18 protein-coding genes are annotated in these 16,020 nt (G+C 59.6%); 7 read left to right on the top strand and 11 right to left on the bottom strand.

All coding sequences use genetic code 11. The features are described from left to right. Window position 1 precedes the first annotated feature (1 nt). From purB to Q0792_RS03530, 5 genes are all read left to right on the top strand, one after another. Window positions 2–1,306, top strand: a complete 1,305-nt coding sequence (purB, locus tag Q0792_RS03510) for an adenylosuccinate lyase (RefSeq protein WP_298836474.1) — start codon at window positions 2–4, stop codon at window positions 1,304–1,306. A 99-nt stretch (window positions 1,307–1,405) separates the two neighbouring features. Next, the gene (locus Q0792_RS03515; protein ID WP_298836476.1) at window positions 1,406–1,567 is read left to right on the top strand and encodes an adenylosuccinate lyase; all 162 of its coding nucleotides are present in this window, start codon (window positions 1,406–1,408) and stop codon (window positions 1,565–1,567) included. A gap of 106 nt (window positions 1,568–1,673) precedes the next feature. Further along, a complete protein-coding gene (locus tag Q0792_RS03520) occupies window positions 1,674–2,189 on the top strand; it encodes a hypothetical protein (RefSeq protein ID WP_298836478.1) in 516 nt (171 codons plus the stop codon). A gap of 71 nt (window positions 2,190–2,260) precedes the next feature. After that, complete coding sequence (locus tag Q0792_RS03525) at window positions 2,261–3,322, top strand: FliG C-terminal domain-containing protein (RefSeq protein WP_298838592.1); 1,062 nt, start codon at window positions 2,261–2,263, stop codon at window positions 3,320–3,322. A 189-nt stretch (window positions 3,323–3,511) separates the two neighbouring features. After that, on the top strand, window positions 3,512–4,396 hold the full coding sequence (locus Q0792_RS03530; protein WP_298836480.1) for a lauroyl acyltransferase: 885 nt from the start codon (window positions 3,512–3,514) through the stop codon (window positions 4,394–4,396). 12 nt (window positions 4,397–4,408) lie between these two features. Here the strand turns inward: Q0792_RS03530 and Q0792_RS03535 are convergent, their stop codons facing one another. Then, on the bottom strand, window positions 4,409–5,104 hold the full coding sequence (locus Q0792_RS03535) for a thioredoxin family protein (protein ID WP_298836482.1): 696 nt from the start codon (window positions 5,102–5,104) through the stop codon (window positions 4,409–4,411). Window positions 5,105–5,332: 228 nt separating this feature from the next. Here Q0792_RS03535 and acnA point away from each other — a divergent pair, with 228 nt between their 5' ends. Both acnA and Q0792_RS03545 read left to right on the top strand, forming a co-directional pair. Next, a complete protein-coding gene (gene acnA / locus Q0792_RS03540; RefSeq protein ID WP_298836485.1) occupies window positions 5,333–8,020 on the top strand; it encodes an aconitate hydratase AcnA in 2,688 nt (895 codons plus the stop codon). Between the two features lie 257 nt (window positions 8,021–8,277). Continuing rightward, window positions 8,278–8,961, top strand: coding sequence for a VPLPA-CTERM sorting domain-containing protein (locus Q0792_RS03545; RefSeq protein WP_298836487.1), 684 nt, complete (start codon window positions 8,278–8,280; stop codon window positions 8,959–8,961). A 47-nt stretch (window positions 8,962–9,008) separates the two neighbouring features. Here the strand turns inward: Q0792_RS03545 and Q0792_RS03550 are convergent, their stop codons facing one another. The 10 genes from Q0792_RS03550 to yajC are packed head-to-tail and all read right to left on the bottom strand — an operon-like array spanning window position 9,009 to window position 15,895. After that, window positions 9,009–9,548: a DsbE family thiol:disulfide interchange protein gene (locus Q0792_RS03550; protein WP_298836489.1), complete on the bottom strand. Its 540-nt coding sequence runs from the start codon at window positions 9,546–9,548 to the stop codon at window positions 9,009–9,011. Continuing rightward, window positions 9,541–9,699 carry a heme exporter protein CcmD gene (ccmD, locus tag Q0792_RS03555; protein WP_298836491.1) on the bottom strand — a complete coding sequence of 53 codons (159 nt, stop codon included), beginning with the start codon at window positions 9,697–9,699 and terminating at the stop codon, window positions 9,541–9,543. The genes Q0792_RS03550 and ccmD overlap by 8 nt, the downstream gene beginning before the upstream one ends. Then, window positions 9,696–10,463, bottom strand: a complete 768-nt coding sequence (locus Q0792_RS03560) for a heme ABC transporter permease (RefSeq protein WP_298836492.1) — start codon at window positions 10,461–10,463, stop codon at window positions 9,696–9,698. The genes ccmD and Q0792_RS03560 overlap by 4 nt, the downstream gene beginning before the upstream one ends. 52 nt (window positions 10,464–10,515) lie before the next feature. Further along, on the bottom strand, window positions 10,516–11,172 hold the full coding sequence (ccmB, locus tag Q0792_RS03565; protein ID WP_298836494.1) for a heme exporter protein CcmB: 657 nt from the start codon (window positions 11,170–11,172) through the stop codon (window positions 10,516–10,518). After that, entirely contained in the window at window positions 11,169–11,786 is a 618-nt protein-coding gene (gene ccmA / locus Q0792_RS03570) for a heme ABC exporter ATP-binding protein CcmA (RefSeq protein ID WP_298836496.1), read from the bottom strand. Before ccmA ends, ccmB begins: the two co-directional genes overlap by 4 nt. A gap of 54 nt (window positions 11,787–11,840) precedes the next feature. Then, the gene (locus tag Q0792_RS03575) at window positions 11,841–12,194 is read right to left on the bottom strand and encodes an Mth938-like domain-containing protein (RefSeq protein WP_298836497.1); all 354 of its coding nucleotides are present in this window, start codon (window positions 12,192–12,194) and stop codon (window positions 11,841–11,843) included. A gap of 13 nt (window positions 12,195–12,207) precedes the next feature. Continuing rightward, a complete protein-coding gene (locus Q0792_RS03580) occupies window positions 12,208–12,960 on the bottom strand; it encodes a sulfite exporter TauE/SafE family protein (RefSeq protein WP_298836499.1) in 753 nt (250 codons plus the stop codon). Then, window positions 12,953–13,921 carry a protein translocase subunit SecF gene (gene secF, locus Q0792_RS03585; protein ID WP_298836501.1) on the bottom strand — a complete coding sequence of 323 codons (969 nt, stop codon included), beginning with the start codon at window positions 13,919–13,921 and terminating at the stop codon, window positions 12,953–12,955. Before secF ends, Q0792_RS03580 begins: the two co-directional genes overlap by 8 nt. A 1-nt stretch (window position 13,922) precedes the next feature. Next, a complete protein-coding gene (gene secD, locus Q0792_RS03590; protein ID WP_298836503.1) occupies window positions 13,923–15,584 on the bottom strand; it encodes a protein translocase subunit SecD in 1,662 nt (553 codons plus the stop codon). Window positions 15,585–15,616: 32 nt separating this feature from the next. Further along, entirely contained in the window at window positions 15,617–15,895 is a 279-nt protein-coding gene (gene yajC / locus Q0792_RS03595; protein ID WP_298836505.1) for a preprotein translocase subunit YajC, read from the bottom strand. Window positions 15,896–16,020 lie beyond the last annotated feature (125 nt).

Consider the following 16,020-nt stretch of genomic DNA (forward strand, 5'->3'; position numbering starts at 1 on the left):
CATGATCCCCCGCTATTCCCGCCCCGATATGGTCGCCATCTGGAGCCCTCAGACAAAGTTCCGGATCTGGTACGAGATCGAGGCACACGCCTGTGACGCAATGGCCGATCTGGGCGTGATCCCGCGGGAAAACGCGGACGCTGTCTGGAAGGCAAAGGACGTGGAATTTGACGTCGCGCGCATTGATGAGATCGAGGCCGTCACCAAACACGACGTGATCGCCTTTCTGACGCATCTGGCCGAACATGTGGGCAGCGACGAGGCGCGGTTCGTGCACCAGGGCATGACATCATCGGATGTGCTTGATACCTGTTTCAACGTACAGCTGACCCGTGCCGCTGACATTCTGATTGATGATATGAAAGCTCTGCTCGCCGCCCTGAAACGCCGCGCGATCGAGCACAAGGACACAGTCCGCATCGGGCGCAGCCACGGCATTCACGCCGAACCCACCACCATGGGCCTGACCTTTGCCCGTTTTTACGCAGAAATGGACCGCAATCTGGTGCGTCTGCAGACCGCGCGCGATGAGATTGCCACCGGTGCCATCTCTGGTGCCGTCGGCACTTTTGCCAACATCGACCCGGCGGTCGAGGAACATGTCTGCGAAAAACTGGGCCTCGCGCCCGAGCCGATCAGTACCCAGGTGATTCCGCGGGATCGCCATGCCGCCTTTTTCGCGGTTCTGGGCGTTGTCGCCAGCAGCATCGAGAACGTCGCCACGGAAATCCGCCACATGCAGCGCACCGAAGTGCTGGAGGGCGCGGAGTTCTTCTCGATGGGCCAGAAGGGCTCCTCGGCCATGCCGCACAAGAAAAACCCGGTTCTGACCGAAAACCTGACCGGCCTCGCCCGCATGGTGCGCTCTGCCGTGATCCCCGCGATGGAGAATGTCGCCCTCTGGCACGAGCGCGACATCTCGCATTCCTCAGTCGAGCGAATGATCGGACCGGATGCCACGATCACGCTGGACTTTGCGCTGGCGCGACTGACCTCGGTCGTCGACAAGATGCTGATCTTCCCGGAAAATATGCTGGACAACATGAACAAATTCCCGGGCCTTGTGATGAGCCAGCGCGTGCTTCTTGCTCTGACACAGGCAGGCGTGAGCCGGGAGGATGCCTATACCTATGTCCAGCGCAACGCGCTGAAAGTCTGGGAACACCGCACGGATTTCAAAGAGGAGCTGCTCGCGGATGCGGATGTTACCGCAGCGCTCAGCCCGGCCGAAATCGAGGAAAAGTTCGACCTCGGGTATCATACCAAACATGTCGATACGATCTTTGCCAGAGTGTTCAAAGACTGAGCAGTCGCCCCGCGCAACGCCGCCGTTAACCCAATTTTTGTTGACCGGTGCAGCATGACTGCTACCTTCGAGAGTATTCATGTTGAGAGGAGTACCGCAATGACGATCAGAACCCTGGCCGCCGCTGTGGCCCTTGTCCTTGCACCGGCAGTCGCTTTTGCGGCTGGTTGCAGCTATGGCAAGCAGGCCGTGTCCTGTGCCGAAGGTACGGTGTACGATGCTGCGTCCGGCACCTGTGTGGCCACGAACATCAACAGCTGAACAGGCTGCCACGCGAAATTGTGAAGGCGCGCCGCTGCGGTGCGCCTTTACTCGTGGAAATGGCGGCCTAAAGTCTTACCTACATGTTAACGAGGAGTGATTTGATATGAGAATTTTGCTGGCAGCAGCCCTGACCCTGCCCACAGTTGTTTTCGCCGCAGGTGGTGACAGCGAACCGAAAACGCCAACCGTTTTCTGCACCGGATCCAAGGTCTACGATAAAGACAAAAAGAAATGTGTCGACCCTCAGGAAAGCAGCCTTGAGCGCGACGAGCGGTACCAGACAGTGCGGCAGCTTGCCTATGCGGGGCGCTACCTCGATGCCCAGGGCATTCTTGACACGATGGACCCCGCTGACCCTGGCCGCCTGACATATATGGGCTTCACAAACCGTAAGCTGGGCAACCTTGATGTGGCCAATATGTTTTATGAAGAGGCCATCGAGGCTGATCCGGCGAACATCCTTGCGCGGTCCTATATGGGACAGGGATTTGTCGAAGAAGGCCGGATTCCCGAAGCGGTCGCGCAGCTGAAGCTGATCCGCGCCCATGGTGGTACCGGCAGCTGGGCCGAAACATCCCTGCGCAAGGCAATCGCAACCGGCCGGACCTACAACTACTGATCTCAGTCATATATTTACCTTTGCCCGCCATAGTCTTCTGAGACAGACAGAGGCGGGCAAAGATGACTGAAATGGTTCCCATGGCACAGTTCCCGGCCCTTCCGGGCGGAGCGGCCACATCATCCCCGGCGAGAATGAGCCGGAAAGCAAAAGCAGCGATTGTTGTCAGGCTGCTGATCAACGAGGGTGCGGATATCCCCCTCGAAGAACTTCCCGAGGACCTGCAGGCCGAGCTGACGCAGCAGATGGGCTCCATGAGGCTGGTTGACCGTGACACACTTGCAAGTGTCGTCTCAGAATTCTCCGAAGAGCTGGAAAGTGTCGGGCTGTCCTTTTCCGGTGGCATCGCCGGTGCACTCAATGCGCTAGACGGGAAAATTTCCAAACAGACCGCGGCGCGACTGCGCAAAGAGGCGGGTGTGCGTGAATACGGCGACCCCTGGGAAAGACTGCGCCAGCTCGGGCCCGAAAAACTATTGCCTGTTCTCCAGAACGAAAGCACCGAAGTGGCGGCGGTTATGCTCTCAAAGATCGACGTGAAGCGCGCGGCTGAACTGCTGGGCAAACTTCCCGGCCCCGAAGCACGCCGCATTACCTATGCTGTGTCACTGACCAGCGCAGTTACCCCGGACGCCGTGGACCGGATAGGCCTTTCGCTGGCCACGCAGCTCGATGCTGAACCCATAAAGGCATTCGACAGCGGACCTGTGGAACGTGTGGGCGCCATCCTGAACTCAACGACCTCCACGACGCGCGATGATGTGCTGGAGGGGCTGGACGAAACGGATGCCGGTTTCGCAGAACAGGTGCGCCGGGCCATCTTTACCTTTGGCAATATTCCACAGCGTATCGCAGCACGCGATATCCCGCGTGTTGTACGCGGCATTGACCAGGATGTGCTGATCACCGCGCTTGCCGGCGCTGAAGCGGCCGGTTTTCAGAAATCCGCCGATTTCATCCTGGAAAATATGTCAGGCAGGATGGCCGACCAGCTTCGCGAATCCGTCGCGGAGCGCGAAAAGGTCAAGGCATCCGATATGGAAGAGGCCACGGCCGTTATTGTTCAGTCCATTCGCGAGATGGAAGCATCCGGCGAACTGCTGCTGATTGTTGATGATGAGGACGGTGACTGACCGGAAGGTGAGCGCTCCGGTCATCTGAGCGGCATGACGCAGCAGCACCAACACCGGTTCAGCGTGCAGCCCCTGCCCGCTGGCCGGACACGCGCCTTGTGATCACCTTCTGTCCGGCCTATGTCTGAAATGCGCGGAGGGGCAGCTGCCACACCGCTCCCAAAGTCAGACGAGGGCCAGGACACCACAATGTCCACGCAGGAGACACCTTTCAGCCGACGGGCAGGACACTACCTGAGCAATCTGGCGATTGTTGGTCTCATCCAACTTGCGCTGATCCTGCCCTACGCAGCCCGTGTGCGCTTTGTGGGCTGGGTCGTGCAGTACGTAATCGGCCCGGTGGCGGGATACCGGGCCCGCGCGCTGAGCAATCTTGCCCTGATTATGCCGGACAAACCTGAGGCCGAGCGCCGGGAAATCGCGGCGCGCTGCCTCAACAACGCAGGCCGCACATTCATCGAAAATTATTCCAGCCGGGATTTTCCCGAACGGCTTGCAGGCAACACGCTCGAAGGCCCCGGTGTCGATGCCCTGGCCAGTGCACGAGCGGACAACCAGCCCGTTGTTCTGGTGACAGGCCACTATGGAAATTACGAGGCCGTGCGCGCTGCTCTCGTCGCCCGCGGATATAACATCGGTGGCCTTTACCGGAACATGGCCAACCCATATTTCAACGCGCATTATGTGAGGACGATGGAGGCTTTTGGCGGCCCGGTGTTCCCCAAGGGCCGGCGGGGCACGGCTGGCTTTGTGCGTCACCTCAAAGAAGGCGGGCAGCTGGTTCTGCTTTTTGACCAGCATGTTTACGACGCCCCGGCCCTCGACTTCCTCGGACAACCGGCAAAAACTGCGCTTTCAGCGGCGGAGCTCAGTCTCAGGTACAACGCCAGACTTATTCCGTTTTATGGCATAAGACAGAAAGACGGACTTAGTTTCAGAACTGTACTCGAAGCACCGGTGGATCATTCGACGCCTGAACAGATGACCCAGCAACTCAACGACAGCCTCGCAGCACATGTCCGCGCGGATCCGGGTCAGTGGTTCTGGGTTCACCGCCGGTGGCGCGCCGCCTGAACCGGCGCCCGGTCAGCGTACGCGGCCCGCGCCGAGGATCGGCCCCATGTCACCGGCCTGCACCAGCACAACAACCGGCAGGTCACCGGGTGCATCCGCCTCAAGAAGAAGCGGCGCCGCTCCGTCCCATTCCCTCAGAACCTTCCAGTCCTGCGTGACGTTTGCATAATCGAGCGTGCGGCCCGCGTTTTCACCGCGCGTGATACGCGCTTCGCGCCGCGGAACATACCGCAGGATATGCACGACCGATCGCCCAACTTTTCCGTCCCGGGGTCGCGCGTCGATCCGTACGGTATCACCGTCGCGTTCCACGGTGACCGCCACAGGAGAAGGAGTTGCGCGATGCATCGCAATTGCTTCGGAAAGCTGCATCGGCTTGGCACCGACAATATCCGTTGTACCGTTGACGATCATTTCCGGCGTGTAGACGGATCGCCGCCCGGCGACCGTGGCATAGGCCCGCTGCCGCTCGGCATTGCGCGGATCTGCGAACTCGTCTTTCCAGCCGATGTAATCCCAGTAGTCGACGTGCAGCGCCAGAGCGATCACGTCGTCCCGGTCGGACAACTGGTGGAAAATCTCGTCAGCCGGCGGACAGGACGAGCAGCCCTGCGATGTGTAGAGCTCGACAACAACAGGGCTGTCTTCCGCCTGGAGCGGGGCTGCCAGAACCAAATATGTGACAAATGCCTGAAATAGTCGTTTCATCCGATTCCCCGATGCTCCGGTTCCGCCCCGCAGACAACACATATTGAGACAAGCGATGAAACGCCAATCAAGGTTTCTTGAAAGTGGTGAAGGAATTCTTTCAGTTTTCGGTACACAATGGTATACATTTTGACGCAGAGGCGCTGAATTGAGTTGAACTGACAGCGCGCATCAGGCATTCAGCAGCCAATCCAGTGATGACTTCATTCAAGCCAGAGGACCCATTTCATGCCCATTACCGTTGGTCACGACAGCTCAGCCACACGCAAAACGCTCACTGTCGGCGCACAGAGCGTTGACTACTACTCCATTCCCGCAGCCAGCGCTGCCGGACTGGGGGATTTCTCGGATCTGCCGGCCGCGCTCAAGGTTGTCCTTGAGAACATGCTCCGGTTCGAGGATGGCAAGACTGTTACGACCGATGATATCCGGGCCTTTGCCGAATGGGGTGCCAAAGGCGGCAAAAACCCGCGCGAGATCGCCTATCGCCCTGCCCGCGTCCTGCTGCAGGATTTCACCGGCGTACCGGCGGTTGTTGATCTGGCCGCGATGCGCGACGCGATCATCAGCCTTGGCGGCGACGCCGAAAAAATCAATCCGCTGAACCCCGTTGATCTGGTCATTGACCACTCTGTGATGATCGACGAGTTCGGTAACCCCCGCGCGTTCCAGATGAATGTGGACCGCGAATACGAACGCAACATGGAGCGGTACACGTTCCTCAAGTGGGGGCAGAAAGCGTTCAACAACTTCCGCGTCGTGCCTCCCGGTACCGGCATCTGCCACCAGGTTAACCTGGAATATCTCTCGCAGACCGTGTGGACCGACACAGATCAGAACGGCAAAGAGGTTGCCTACCCCGATACACTGGTCGGTACCGACAGCCACACCACCATGGTCAATGGCGCGGCCGTTCTGGGCTGGGGCGTTGGCGGTATCGAAGCTGAAGCCGCGATGCTAGGTCAGCCGATCTCTATGCTGATCCCCGAAGTCATCGGCTTCGAGCTGACAGGCACTATGATGGAAGGCACAACCGGCACAGACCTCGTGCTCAAGGTTGTGGAAATGCTGCGCGCCAAGGGCGTGGTCGGCAAATTCGTCGAGTTCTACGGCGAGGGTCTCGACCGTCTGCCGCTGGCAGACCGCGCCACGATTGCCAATATGGCACCGGAATACGGCGCGACCTGTGGCTTCTTCCCGATTGATGCCGAAACGCTGCGCTACCTGCGCAATACCGGCCGTGATGAAGACCGCGTGGCGCTTGTCGAGGCCTACGCAAAGGAAAACGGTTTCTGGCGCGGCGCTGACTATGCACCGGTTTACACAGACACCCTGCATCTGGATATGGGCACCATCGTGCCTGCCATTTCCGGCCCCAAACGCCCGCAGGACTATGTGGCGCTCGACAATGCCAAAGCCGCATTCAAGCGCGAGATGGAGGAGACGTTCAAGCGTCCGATGGGCAAGGAAGTTGCCGTCTCAGGCGAAGACTACAAAATGGAATCAGGCAAGGTCGTGATCGCGTCGATCACGTCGTGCACGAACACCTCGAACCCCTATGTGATGATTGGCGCGGGCCTTGTGGCGCGCAAGGCGGCTGCCCTGGGCCTGAACCGCAAGCCATGGGTCAAAACCTCGCTCGCACCAGGTTCACAGGTGGTTTCCGCCTATCTTGAGGCCGCAGATCTGCAGAAGGACCTCGACAGCATCGGCTTCAACCTGGTCGGTTATGGCTGCACCACCTGCATCGGCAACTCCGGCCCGATCCAGAAAGAGCTGTCTGACGCGATTGCCGAAGGCGATCTGGTGGCAACATCGGTGTTGTCGGGTAACCGTAACTTCGAAGGCCGGATCAGCCCGGATGTACGCGCCAATTACCTCGCGTCGCCGCCACTGGTGGTCGCCTACGCCCTGGCGGGCACGCTGGACATCGACCTGACCACAGAGCCGCTGGGCCAGGATCAGGATGGCAACGATGTCTTCCTCAAAGACATCTGGCCGACAAGCCAGGAGGTCGCCGAGCTGGTCGAGCAGACCGTAACGCGCGAGGCCTTCCTGACAAAATACGCCGACGTCTTCAAAGGCGACGACAAATGGCAGGGCGTCAGCACAACAGACAGCAAAGTCTACGACTGGCCGGTGTCCTCGACATACGTCCAGAACCCGCCGTACTTCCAGGGAATGGGCAAAGAGCCGGGCACGATCTCGAATATCGAGAATGCGAGCGTTCTGGCGATCCTGGGTGACATGATCACAACTGACCACATCTCGCCTGCCGGTTCCTTTAAAGACACGACACCCGCCGGCCGGTACCTGATCGAACGCCAGGTGCCACAGCGTGAATTCAACTCCTATGGCTCGCGTCGCGGCAATCACGAAGTAATGATGCGCGGCACCTTCGCCAACATCCGTATCAAGAACGAGATGCTCGACGGTGTCGAGGGTGGTTATACCAAAGGCCCCGATGGCGATCAGACGTCGATCTATGACGCGGCAATGGCCTATCAGGACGCCGGCACTCCGCTGGTTATCTTTGGGGGTGAGCAGTATGGCGCCGGCTCCAGCCGTGACTGGGCGGCCAAGGGTACTGCGCTGCTCGGTGTCAAGGCTGTCATCGCAGAGAGCTTTGAGCGCATTCACCGCTCCAACCTGGTTGGCATGGGTGTGATCCCGTTTGAATTCACAGGCGGGGATACCCGCAAGTCACTGGGTCTGACGGGCGAGGAGAAGGTTTCGATCGCTGGTCTGGACACCATCGAACCGCTTCAGGAAGTGGCCTGCACCATCACGATGGCTGACGGCAGCACAAAGGAAATTGCGCTGAAGTGCCGGATCGATACCGCCATCGAGATCGAATACATCGAACACGGTGGCGTGCTGCATTATGTGCTGCGCAATCTGGCCAGCGCAGCCTGAGCCAGGCCTTTCATAAATCAGACAAAACCCGGTGCCCCTGCGGCATCGGTTTTTTTTCGTCGGGCGCTTCTGCAGGACGAATTCTGCACAATTCTCCGGCACCCGTTCAAGCCAGGGATGCAAAATCAATTTACCCTGCGGCACTACACTACCATAGATAGAATATGGCAATTTCGTGATTGGACTAAACATTAAGAAAGGGTAATCACCGCAGCATAACTGGTATTTTTTGACATGGTACAGTGGGAGTACGAAACATGAAAACAATCGGGATGGCCGCAGTTGCAGCGGTTGCAATCAGCGCGGCGGGTATGAGCCACGCGGCGACAGTGGATTTTGGCGGTTTCGGCGAAGGCGAGGTCCTTGGTTCGGATACAGTTCTGGCGCCGGGTATCGTTGCAGACATCTCTGCGATCGGCGGCGAGGCTCTGGCTGTCGTATTCGATACCGCAGACGGAACAACCAGCACGGGCAACGACCCTGACCTGACGTCCAACTTCACAAATGCCGAAGATGCAGGCGATGTACGCGATTTCGGCAATGCCCTGATTGTACAGGAGAATGCGACCGGTGGACCGGATGACAACGGCAGCGGCGGCACACTGACGTTTGCGTTCCTCAACGACGTATCCCTTGGTGAACTGTTCCTGCTGGACTCAGAAATCGGCACCATGGCCACCCTGTTTTCCGGCGGTGACATTGTATCGAGCTTTACCCTGACAGGCCTAAACGAATCTGACACAGGCAACAGCTCAACCGACAACGAATTCACACTGCTTGATTTCGGTGGTGCCACAGGTGACACCCTGCAGGTCGTATTCTCGCGCTCCGGCGCGGTTGGCCAGATTGAGGTTTCCGCAGTTCCGGTTCCTGCCGGCCTGCCACTTCTGCTGGGCGGACTGGGTGCATTTGCCTGGATGCGGCGCCGCAAGCAGGCCTGAGCCAGACCCTTTCAACAGGAAAAAGCGCTCCCGCGGGAGCGCTTTTTTTATTGTCCGAGTGCTTTGTTCAGCGCAGGCAGAAAACGCTGTTCGTAATCGCTGCCGATCAGCGGCCCTGCAAACCGGAACAGCACAGTACCTTCTGCATCCAGAATGAATGTCTCCGGTGGTGCGGTCACGCCCCAGTCAATTGCGGTCCGGGCGTCGGGGTCAAAAGCCACTGCGCGGAACGGGTTGCCATCTTCTGTCAGATATCCGGAGGCAGGTTCTTCCTGATCGCGGAAATTGACGCCGATAATCGGCATGCCCTCAGCTGCCATTTCGAGCAGACGCGGATGCTCTGCATGGCACGGCGGGCACCAGCTGGCCCAGAAGTTCACCAGTGTGACTTCGCCCGTGGCCATCATGTCAGGCGTTACTGCCTGGAAATCTCCCAGCTGCGTTTCCGTAATGGGTGGTGCGGGCTTGCCGATCAGGGCCGAGCGGAGCTCTGACGAGTCGGTCGTGAACATGCCGATCCCGGCCAGTGCGACGAAACCGGCGAAAATCAGTGGCGGCGCAATCATCAGGGGCGAGACCTTAGCCATCCTTTTTTTCCTTTCGCTCGACCGCCTCCAGTGCGGCACGTGCGCGGCGGCCTTTGCGGAGCGTCAGCACAACGAGCAGTGCAAGAAGCACCAGCGATGCGCCATAGGCCGACAGAACCGCGTCGGCGTATTTTCCAAGATCAGGCATCATCGCGCCCTCTGTCGGGCCAGCAGGGCCCGCGTGCGGCGCAGTCTGATTTCTGTTCCGGTGCGATAGAGAACCAGTGCAAAAAACAGCAGAACGAAACCTGCAATGCAGACCAGCAGCGGGAAATAGAAGACGTCCGCGACGTTTTCTTCCTTGTCCAGGCTCAGCGACGCGCCCTGGTGCAGACCCTGGTTCCAGAAATTGACCGCATAGCGCGAAAGCACCGCAAAAACCGTACCCACAAGGCAAAGTACCGATGTCAGATCCGCCGCAGTGTCGGGATCCTCGATGGCTTCCCAGAGTGCAATGTAGCCCAGATAGAACAGGAACAGGATCAGAAAGGACGTCAGACGCGGATCCCAGGCCCACCAGGTCCCCCACATGGGCTGCCCCCAGATTGCCCCTGTCGCCAGCGCGATAAGGGTCATCACGACCCCGACGGGTGCCGCGGCCTTTGCCGCCAGGGCGCTCACGTGATGGCGCCGGATGATCCAGATCAGCGAAGCGACGAGCATCATAAACCAGGCGTTGATCGCCATCAGCGCGGACGGCACATGCAGATAGATGATCTTGACGGTGGAGCCCTGCCGGAAGTCATCCGGCGTGAAGAAAAACCCCCAGACGAGGCCGGTCACCAGCGATATCGCGGACAAAACCCAGAGCGCAGGCAGAATACGCTCGCTGAAGCCCAGAAACTTGACCGGGTTGGCATAGCTCCAGAAGCCCGACGGGCGTTTGATCGCTGGTTTCTCATCAGTCACAGACATGGCTCTTATCTATGCCCCCCGGGGCGCGCGCTCAATGGACAAAACGTCACGATCACCGCAGGTTTATCCGCAAAGCGGCGGCCGAAGCAAAAGGCATCAGTGCGATGACCCCGGCGGTGATACCGGCCAGCATGAGCAGGGGCGTCGTCGGATCAAGGCCCTCTGCCCCGCGACGCGCAGCCTCTGCGCCAAAGATCAGCGTCGGAACGTAGAGCGGCAACACCAGCAGGGACAGCAGCAGGCCACCGCGTTTGATCCCGACCGTCAGTGCTGCGCCAAAGGTTCCGATAACCGACAGCGCCGGCGTGCCGAGCGCCAGTGACAGCACAAGCCACAGATACCCCTGCCCGGGCAGGCTCAGCAGCACCCCGAAAACAGGCGCAGCGATGACAAGCGGCAGACCGGTGGTAATCCAGTGCGCGAGTGCCTTGATGCTGAGTGCGGCCTCAAGTGGCAGCGGCGATGTCGCCAGCAGATCGAGCGTGCCGTCCTCCCAGTCGAGCGCCAGCAGGCGATCAAGCGACAGAAGGCAGGCAAGCAGGGCGCCAAGCCACAGGATACCCGGTGCGATCCGTGCCAGCAGGTCAGACTGCGGGCCGACGCCGAAGGGCACCAGCACCGTTACAATCAGGAAAAACGCAAGCCCAAGCCCGAAGCCGCCGCCGGCCCGCAGTGCCAGTGCGAGATCCCGCCGGAGCAGCGCGTTCACAGAAACGCCTCGTCGCTGGCACCGGCGCGGGCGTCTGCTGTCGCCCGCCAGGGTGAAATATCGAGCACATCCGCATCAAGCCCCAGATCAATATGCGTGGCGATAAGAGCCGAGCCGCCGCGCGTCATATGCGCCCGCACCGCATCGGCAAAAAGCGCCACTGAAGACGCGTCCAGGGAGACCGTCGGTTCATCGAGCACCCAGACCGGCCGGCCGGTCACCAGCAGCCGCGCAAGACCGAGCCTGCGCTTCTGTCCCGCAGAGAGCGTCCCTGCCAGACGGTCCGAGAGGTCTTCGAGCGCGAAGCCCTTCAGGGCCGCAGAGATATCCTTCTGTCCAAAAACAGCCGCCCAGAACTGCAGGTTTTCCGTGACAGTCAGCATGGATTTCAAACCGTCAGAATGCCCTGCATAGGCGATACTGTCGGTGTCTGCCTCGATCTCGCCGGACAAGGCCGGCTGCAGGCCTGCAACCGTGCGCAACAGCGTCGTCTTGCCAGAGCCGTTCGGACCGCGCAGCACCAGCGCCGCGCCAGGCTTTAGCTGCAGGGACAGGCCCACCAGAACGGGCAGTCCGCCACGGGCAACGCTGAGATCACGGATCGCTAATGTCATTGCACAAGCGTTAACCTATTGCCGCTGAGCACAAAAGTCTGTTTCTGGCGATTGTCAGACCGGCAGCATGGCCAGCGCAATCCGCCGGCCTTCGCTGAGCAGGATGTTATAAGTGCGCGCCGCGGCAGGTGACGCCATCACCTCGACGCCCAGCCCGGCCTCTTCCAGCTGTTGCTGCATGTCTTCCGGCAGGTGCGCAATATCCGCGCCTGTTCCCACGAAAAGCACGTCCACCTGCCCGGCAAGCGCCAGCAGCGTACCGGCGTCTGCAAACCCACCCCAGGCCATGGTCCCGGTCGGGCCGGTCAGTACCGGACCGGTGCAGACATCGCCGCCGATCCGGAAAAATCCGGGGCCATAGCCTTCTACGGGTCTGGCGTCGGTAAAGGTAATCTCGTTCAGGCGCATAGCGGTTTCCTGTTCAGTTCCAGAGAGGCAGACCTGCGATTGCCGAGGCCGCGATCACAATATAGGCCACAATGCGGAAAATTCTCTCGGCCCCCGGATCAAACAGCAGCGCGCCGGCATAATTGGCCACAAGATTCGGAATTCCGGCCAGCAGACCCAGCACGGCGATTTCCCAGACGAAGAGCCCACTGCCCCAGAACACCACAATCATCACCACGTCGATGGCGAGCAGATACAGCAGGAAGTTCGCACGGATCACCGCAATGGGCAGGCGGCTGGACATGTAGAGCATGATGACCGGTGGGCCCGGAATACCCGCGAACCCGGACATAAAACCGCCGAGGGCGCCTGTGAACACGGTCAGGCGCGGTGTCAGTTCGCCCTTGTAACGCCAGCCTGTCATCAGCATTGCGAGCAGCAGGAGAACACAGAAGGACACGATCCAGCCAAAGATTTCGGTCGACATGTTGGCGAGGCACCAGATGCCCAGCGGGACCAGCAGTGTCGCCCCGATCATCAGCCGGCCCACGTCCCGCGGTTCACCATCACGCCAGGCAGCGCGCAGGTTGGGAAGCGGGCCGATCAGTTCGGCCATCATCATGAAAATCACCGCCGATACCGGCGGCAGAACCGAAGATGCCGTCGCCATGATGATCATGCCGCTGCCAAAGCCCGCAAATCCGCGCACAAGGCCGGCCGCAACTACGCCTGTAATCAGCCACAACAGCCCATCGATTTCGAGAAGGCTGCTGAAAAGTTCAGGCATCTATGTTGGCGTACTGGTTTCCGGCGTTTGCATCAGGTTTGGACCAGTCGCGTTTCACGCCGAGGTACAGCAGGACAGCCGAGGCCACAAAGATCGAGGAATAGGTGCCCACGATCACGCCCCAGATCATCGCAAAGACAAACCCGCGGATCACGTCCCCACCGAGCACAAAGAGTGCGATCAGCGCCAGGAGTGTGGTCACAGATGTCATAAACGTCCGGCTGAGTGTTTCGTTGATCGAGATATTCAGCACCTCGTTCAACGGCTTTTTCTTGTATTTTCGCAGGTTCTCGCGCACCCGGTCGAACACGACCACGGTGTCGTTCAGCGAGTATCCCACAATTGTCAGCAAAGCCGCGATGATGGCCAGATCAAACCGGATCTGCAGTTCCGAGAAAACGCCGATGGTCAGGATCACATCGTGCACCAGGGCCAGCACGGCCCCCACGGCAAACTGCCATTCAAACCGCAGCCAGATGTAGACAAGCACCGCCGCGATCGCGAGAACCACCGCGATGACAGCGGTCTGGATAAGCTCGCCCGAGACTTTCGGGCCCACTGATTCAACAGAGACAAACCTGATATCCGACACGACAGTGTTCAGCGCTGCCTCGACATTCCGGATCACTTCCGGCGTGACGGCCTCCTGCCCCTCCTGGGCCTGGATGCGGATCATGGCCACATTCTGATCCGGACCGAACGTGGGGTCGAACACCTCGGTGATCGAAATGTCGCCAAGCTCCAGCGTATCGATGGCGCCGCGATAGACGCCGATATCAACAGGTTGCGTGCTTTCTGTCCGGATGGTTGTCCCACCCCGGAAATCGATGCCGAAATTCAGACCCTGGATCATGAACGATGCAAAGGCGATCACCATCATCAGGCCGGAAATGCCCAGCCAGAGTTTCCAGCGGCTGAAAAAGTCGAAGTTCGTATTCTGTTTGACCAGGCGCAGACGCATATCAGACCTCGATTGTTTTCGGGCGCTTGCGCTCGAACCAGATGACCACCAGCAGGCGGGTGACAAAGATTGCCGTAAAGACCGACGTCAGGATGCCCAGACCCAGCGTGATGGCAAAACCGCGCACAGGGCCAGAGCCCATGGCGAACAGGATCACCGCCGTGATGAATGTGGTGATATTGGCGTCCAGAATGGCCGACAGGGCCTTTTCATACCCCAGCTCAATGGCGCGCGCAGGACCCTTGGAGGTTTTCAGCTCCTCGCGGATACGCTCAAAGATCAGCACGTTGGCATCTACCGCCATACCAACCGTCAGGACGATACCGGCAATACCCGGCAGTGTCAGCGTTCCGCCGATCATACTGAGCAGTCCAAAGATCAGACCGATGTTGATGATCAGTGCGACATTGGCAAACAGCCCGAAGAGGCCGTAGCTGAGGAACATGAAAACAAGGACGGCAACGAACGCGATGATCGTGGCAATTTTGCCCGCATCGATGCTGTCCTGTCCCAGTTCCGGGCCAATGGTACGCTCTTCCAGAAACTCGAGGCCGGCGGGCAGCGCCCCTGCCCTCAGCAGCACCGCAAGATTTGTGGATTCCTCGACCGTGAACTGTCCGGTGATGATGCCCGAACCACCCGGAATGTGGCTCTGGATCGTTGGCGCGCTGATCACCTCGTTGTCGAGTACAATCGCAAAAGGCGAGCCGATGTTTTCCGCCGTGTAGTCGCCGAATTTCCGCGCGCCTGTTGTGTTAAAGCGGAAATTCACCGCCGGGCGTCCGTTCTGATCGAATGCCGGCTGTGCATCGACGAGTTCCTCGCCGGTGACGACAGGAGCGGATTCAAGTGTATAGAACGCCCCCGGCTCATCTATCGACGGCAGAATCACATTGCCGATGCCTGGCACGGCATCGCCGTCCGAGCCGCGGCTGACCACAGGATTAAAGGTCAGCTGTGCTGTTGTGCCGATGATTTCCTTGAGCTCTGCGGCAGAACCGATGCCCGGCACCTGGATCAGAATACGGTCGGTGCCCTGGCGCTGGATCGTCGGCTCCCGCGTGCCGACCTCGTCGATCCGGCGACGGATAATCTCAAGGCTTTGCTGAACTGTGCGCTCGTCCGAGGCCAGTTTTTCCGCATCCGACAGGGTAACGATGATAACGTCCCCTTCGGCACGGACTTCGATGTCGTTTGCCCCGACGCCGGTCAGTGTTGGGATCGGCGTTGCCAGTCCGCGCACGACCTCAAGCGCGCGTGCCATGCCCTCGGGCTGCGAGATACGGACATGGACCTCGTCCGCAGGCGATGGCTGAAGACGTACGGTACCGATGGTGGCACGTTCAGGGCGGAGCGCGTCGCGTATCTCGGGCCAGTAGGCCTGCATGCGCGCCTCATAGACATCCCGGACCTTTACTTCGGCAAGCAGATGCGCACCGCCCCGCAGGTCAAGCCCCAGATTGACAAGACCCGATGGCATCCATTCGGGCCACTGAGCCAGCTGCGCCTGGTTTTCCGGCGTATCAGCCCCAAGCTCAATCGCCTGAGCGGCATCATTGTGCTGCTCTACGGACGTATAAAACAGGTTCGGCATCGCCATCCACAGACCGCCGAGGCAGGTCAGCAGGATCAGGATGCGTTTCCAGAGATCAATCTGAAGCATGAAGGCGCCTTTTCAGCGGTTGTGGGGCGCGGTTACTTCGCCGGTTCGGTTTTCGACACGACAGAGGCGATGGTGTGCTGGATGACGCGGACTTTGACGCCATCCGCAATCTCAATCTCCAGCTCGCCGTCTTCCTTGACCTTTGCGACCTTGCCGACAATCCCGCCCTGGGTGACGACCTGGTCACCGCGACGCAGGGCTGCAACCATCGCCTGATGCTCTTTCACCTTCTTCTGCTGGGGGCGGATCAGAAGGAAATACATGATCGCGAAAATCAGGATCAGGGGGACAAACTGGGCGAATGCTTCCATGGCGGTCGGGTCCTTTGCAATAGGGTCGCTGGCAGCCCGTCGGGCGTGCGCGAAATTCTGGCGGAACCTATGGTCTGGGACGCAGGTTTGCAAGGCGGCGTGTGGCCGCTGTCACAATGTATTTG

This window comes from uncultured Roseobacter sp. (genome assembly GCF_947495025.1).
Lineage (GTDB): Bacteria > Pseudomonadota > Alphaproteobacteria > Rhodobacterales > Rhodobacteraceae > Roseobacter.

Bases quoted from the DNA above. Each gene is read 5' to 3' on its own strand.
- purB (WP_298836474.1), top strand. From the start codon at position 2: ATGATCCCCCGCTATTCCCGCCCCGATATGGTCGCCATCTGGAGCCCT.
- Q0792_RS03515 (WP_298836476.1), top strand. From the start codon at position 1,406: ATGACGATCAGAACCCTGGCCGCCGCTGTGGCCCTTGTCCTTGCACCG.
- Q0792_RS03520 (WP_298836478.1), top strand. From the start codon at position 1,674: ATGAGAATTTTGCTGGCAGCAGCCCTGACCCTGCCCACAGTTGTTTTC.
- Q0792_RS03525 (WP_298838592.1), top strand. From the start codon at position 2,261: ATGGTTCCCATGGCACAGTTCCCGGCCCTTCCGGGCGGAGCGGCCACA.
- Q0792_RS03530 (WP_298836480.1), top strand. From the start codon at position 3,512: ATGTCCACGCAGGAGACACCTTTCAGCCGACGGGCAGGACACTACCTG.
- Q0792_RS03535 (WP_298836482.1), bottom strand. From the start codon at position 5,104: ATGAAACGACTATTTCAGGCATTTGTCACATATTTGGTTCTGGCAGCC.
- acnA (WP_298836485.1), top strand. From the start codon at position 5,333: ATGCCCATTACCGTTGGTCACGACAGCTCAGCCACACGCAAAACGCTC.
- Q0792_RS03545 (WP_298836487.1), top strand. From the start codon at position 8,278: ATGAAAACAATCGGGATGGCCGCAGTTGCAGCGGTTGCAATCAGCGCG.
- Q0792_RS03550 (WP_298836489.1), bottom strand. From the start codon at position 9,548: ATGGCTAAGGTCTCGCCCCTGATGATTGCGCCGCCACTGATTTTCGCC.
- ccmD (WP_298836491.1), bottom strand. From the start codon at position 9,699: ATGATGCCTGATCTTGGAAAATACGCCGACGCGGTTCTGTCGGCCTAT.
- Q0792_RS03560 (WP_298836492.1), bottom strand. From the start codon at position 10,463: ATGTCTGTGACTGATGAGAAACCAGCGATCAAACGCCCGTCGGGCTTC.
- ccmA (WP_298836496.1), bottom strand. From the start codon at position 11,786: ATGACATTAGCGATCCGTGATCTCAGCGTTGCCCGTGGCGGACTGCCC.
- Q0792_RS03575 (WP_298836497.1), bottom strand. From the start codon at position 12,194: ATGCGCCTGAACGAGATTACCTTTACCGACGCCAGACCCGTAGAAGGC.
- Q0792_RS03580 (WP_298836499.1), bottom strand. From the start codon at position 12,960: ATGCCTGAACTTTTCAGCAGCCTTCTCGAAATCGATGGGCTGTTGTGG.
- secF (WP_298836501.1), bottom strand. From the start codon at position 13,921: ATGCGTCTGCGCCTGGTCAAACAGAATACGAACTTCGACTTTTTCAGC.
- secD (WP_298836503.1), bottom strand. From the start codon at position 15,584: ATGCTTCAGATTGATCTCTGGAAACGCATCCTGATCCTGCTGACCTGC.
- yajC (WP_298836505.1), bottom strand. From the start codon at position 15,895: ATGGAAGCATTCGCCCAGTTTGTCCCCCTGATCCTGATTTTCGCGATC.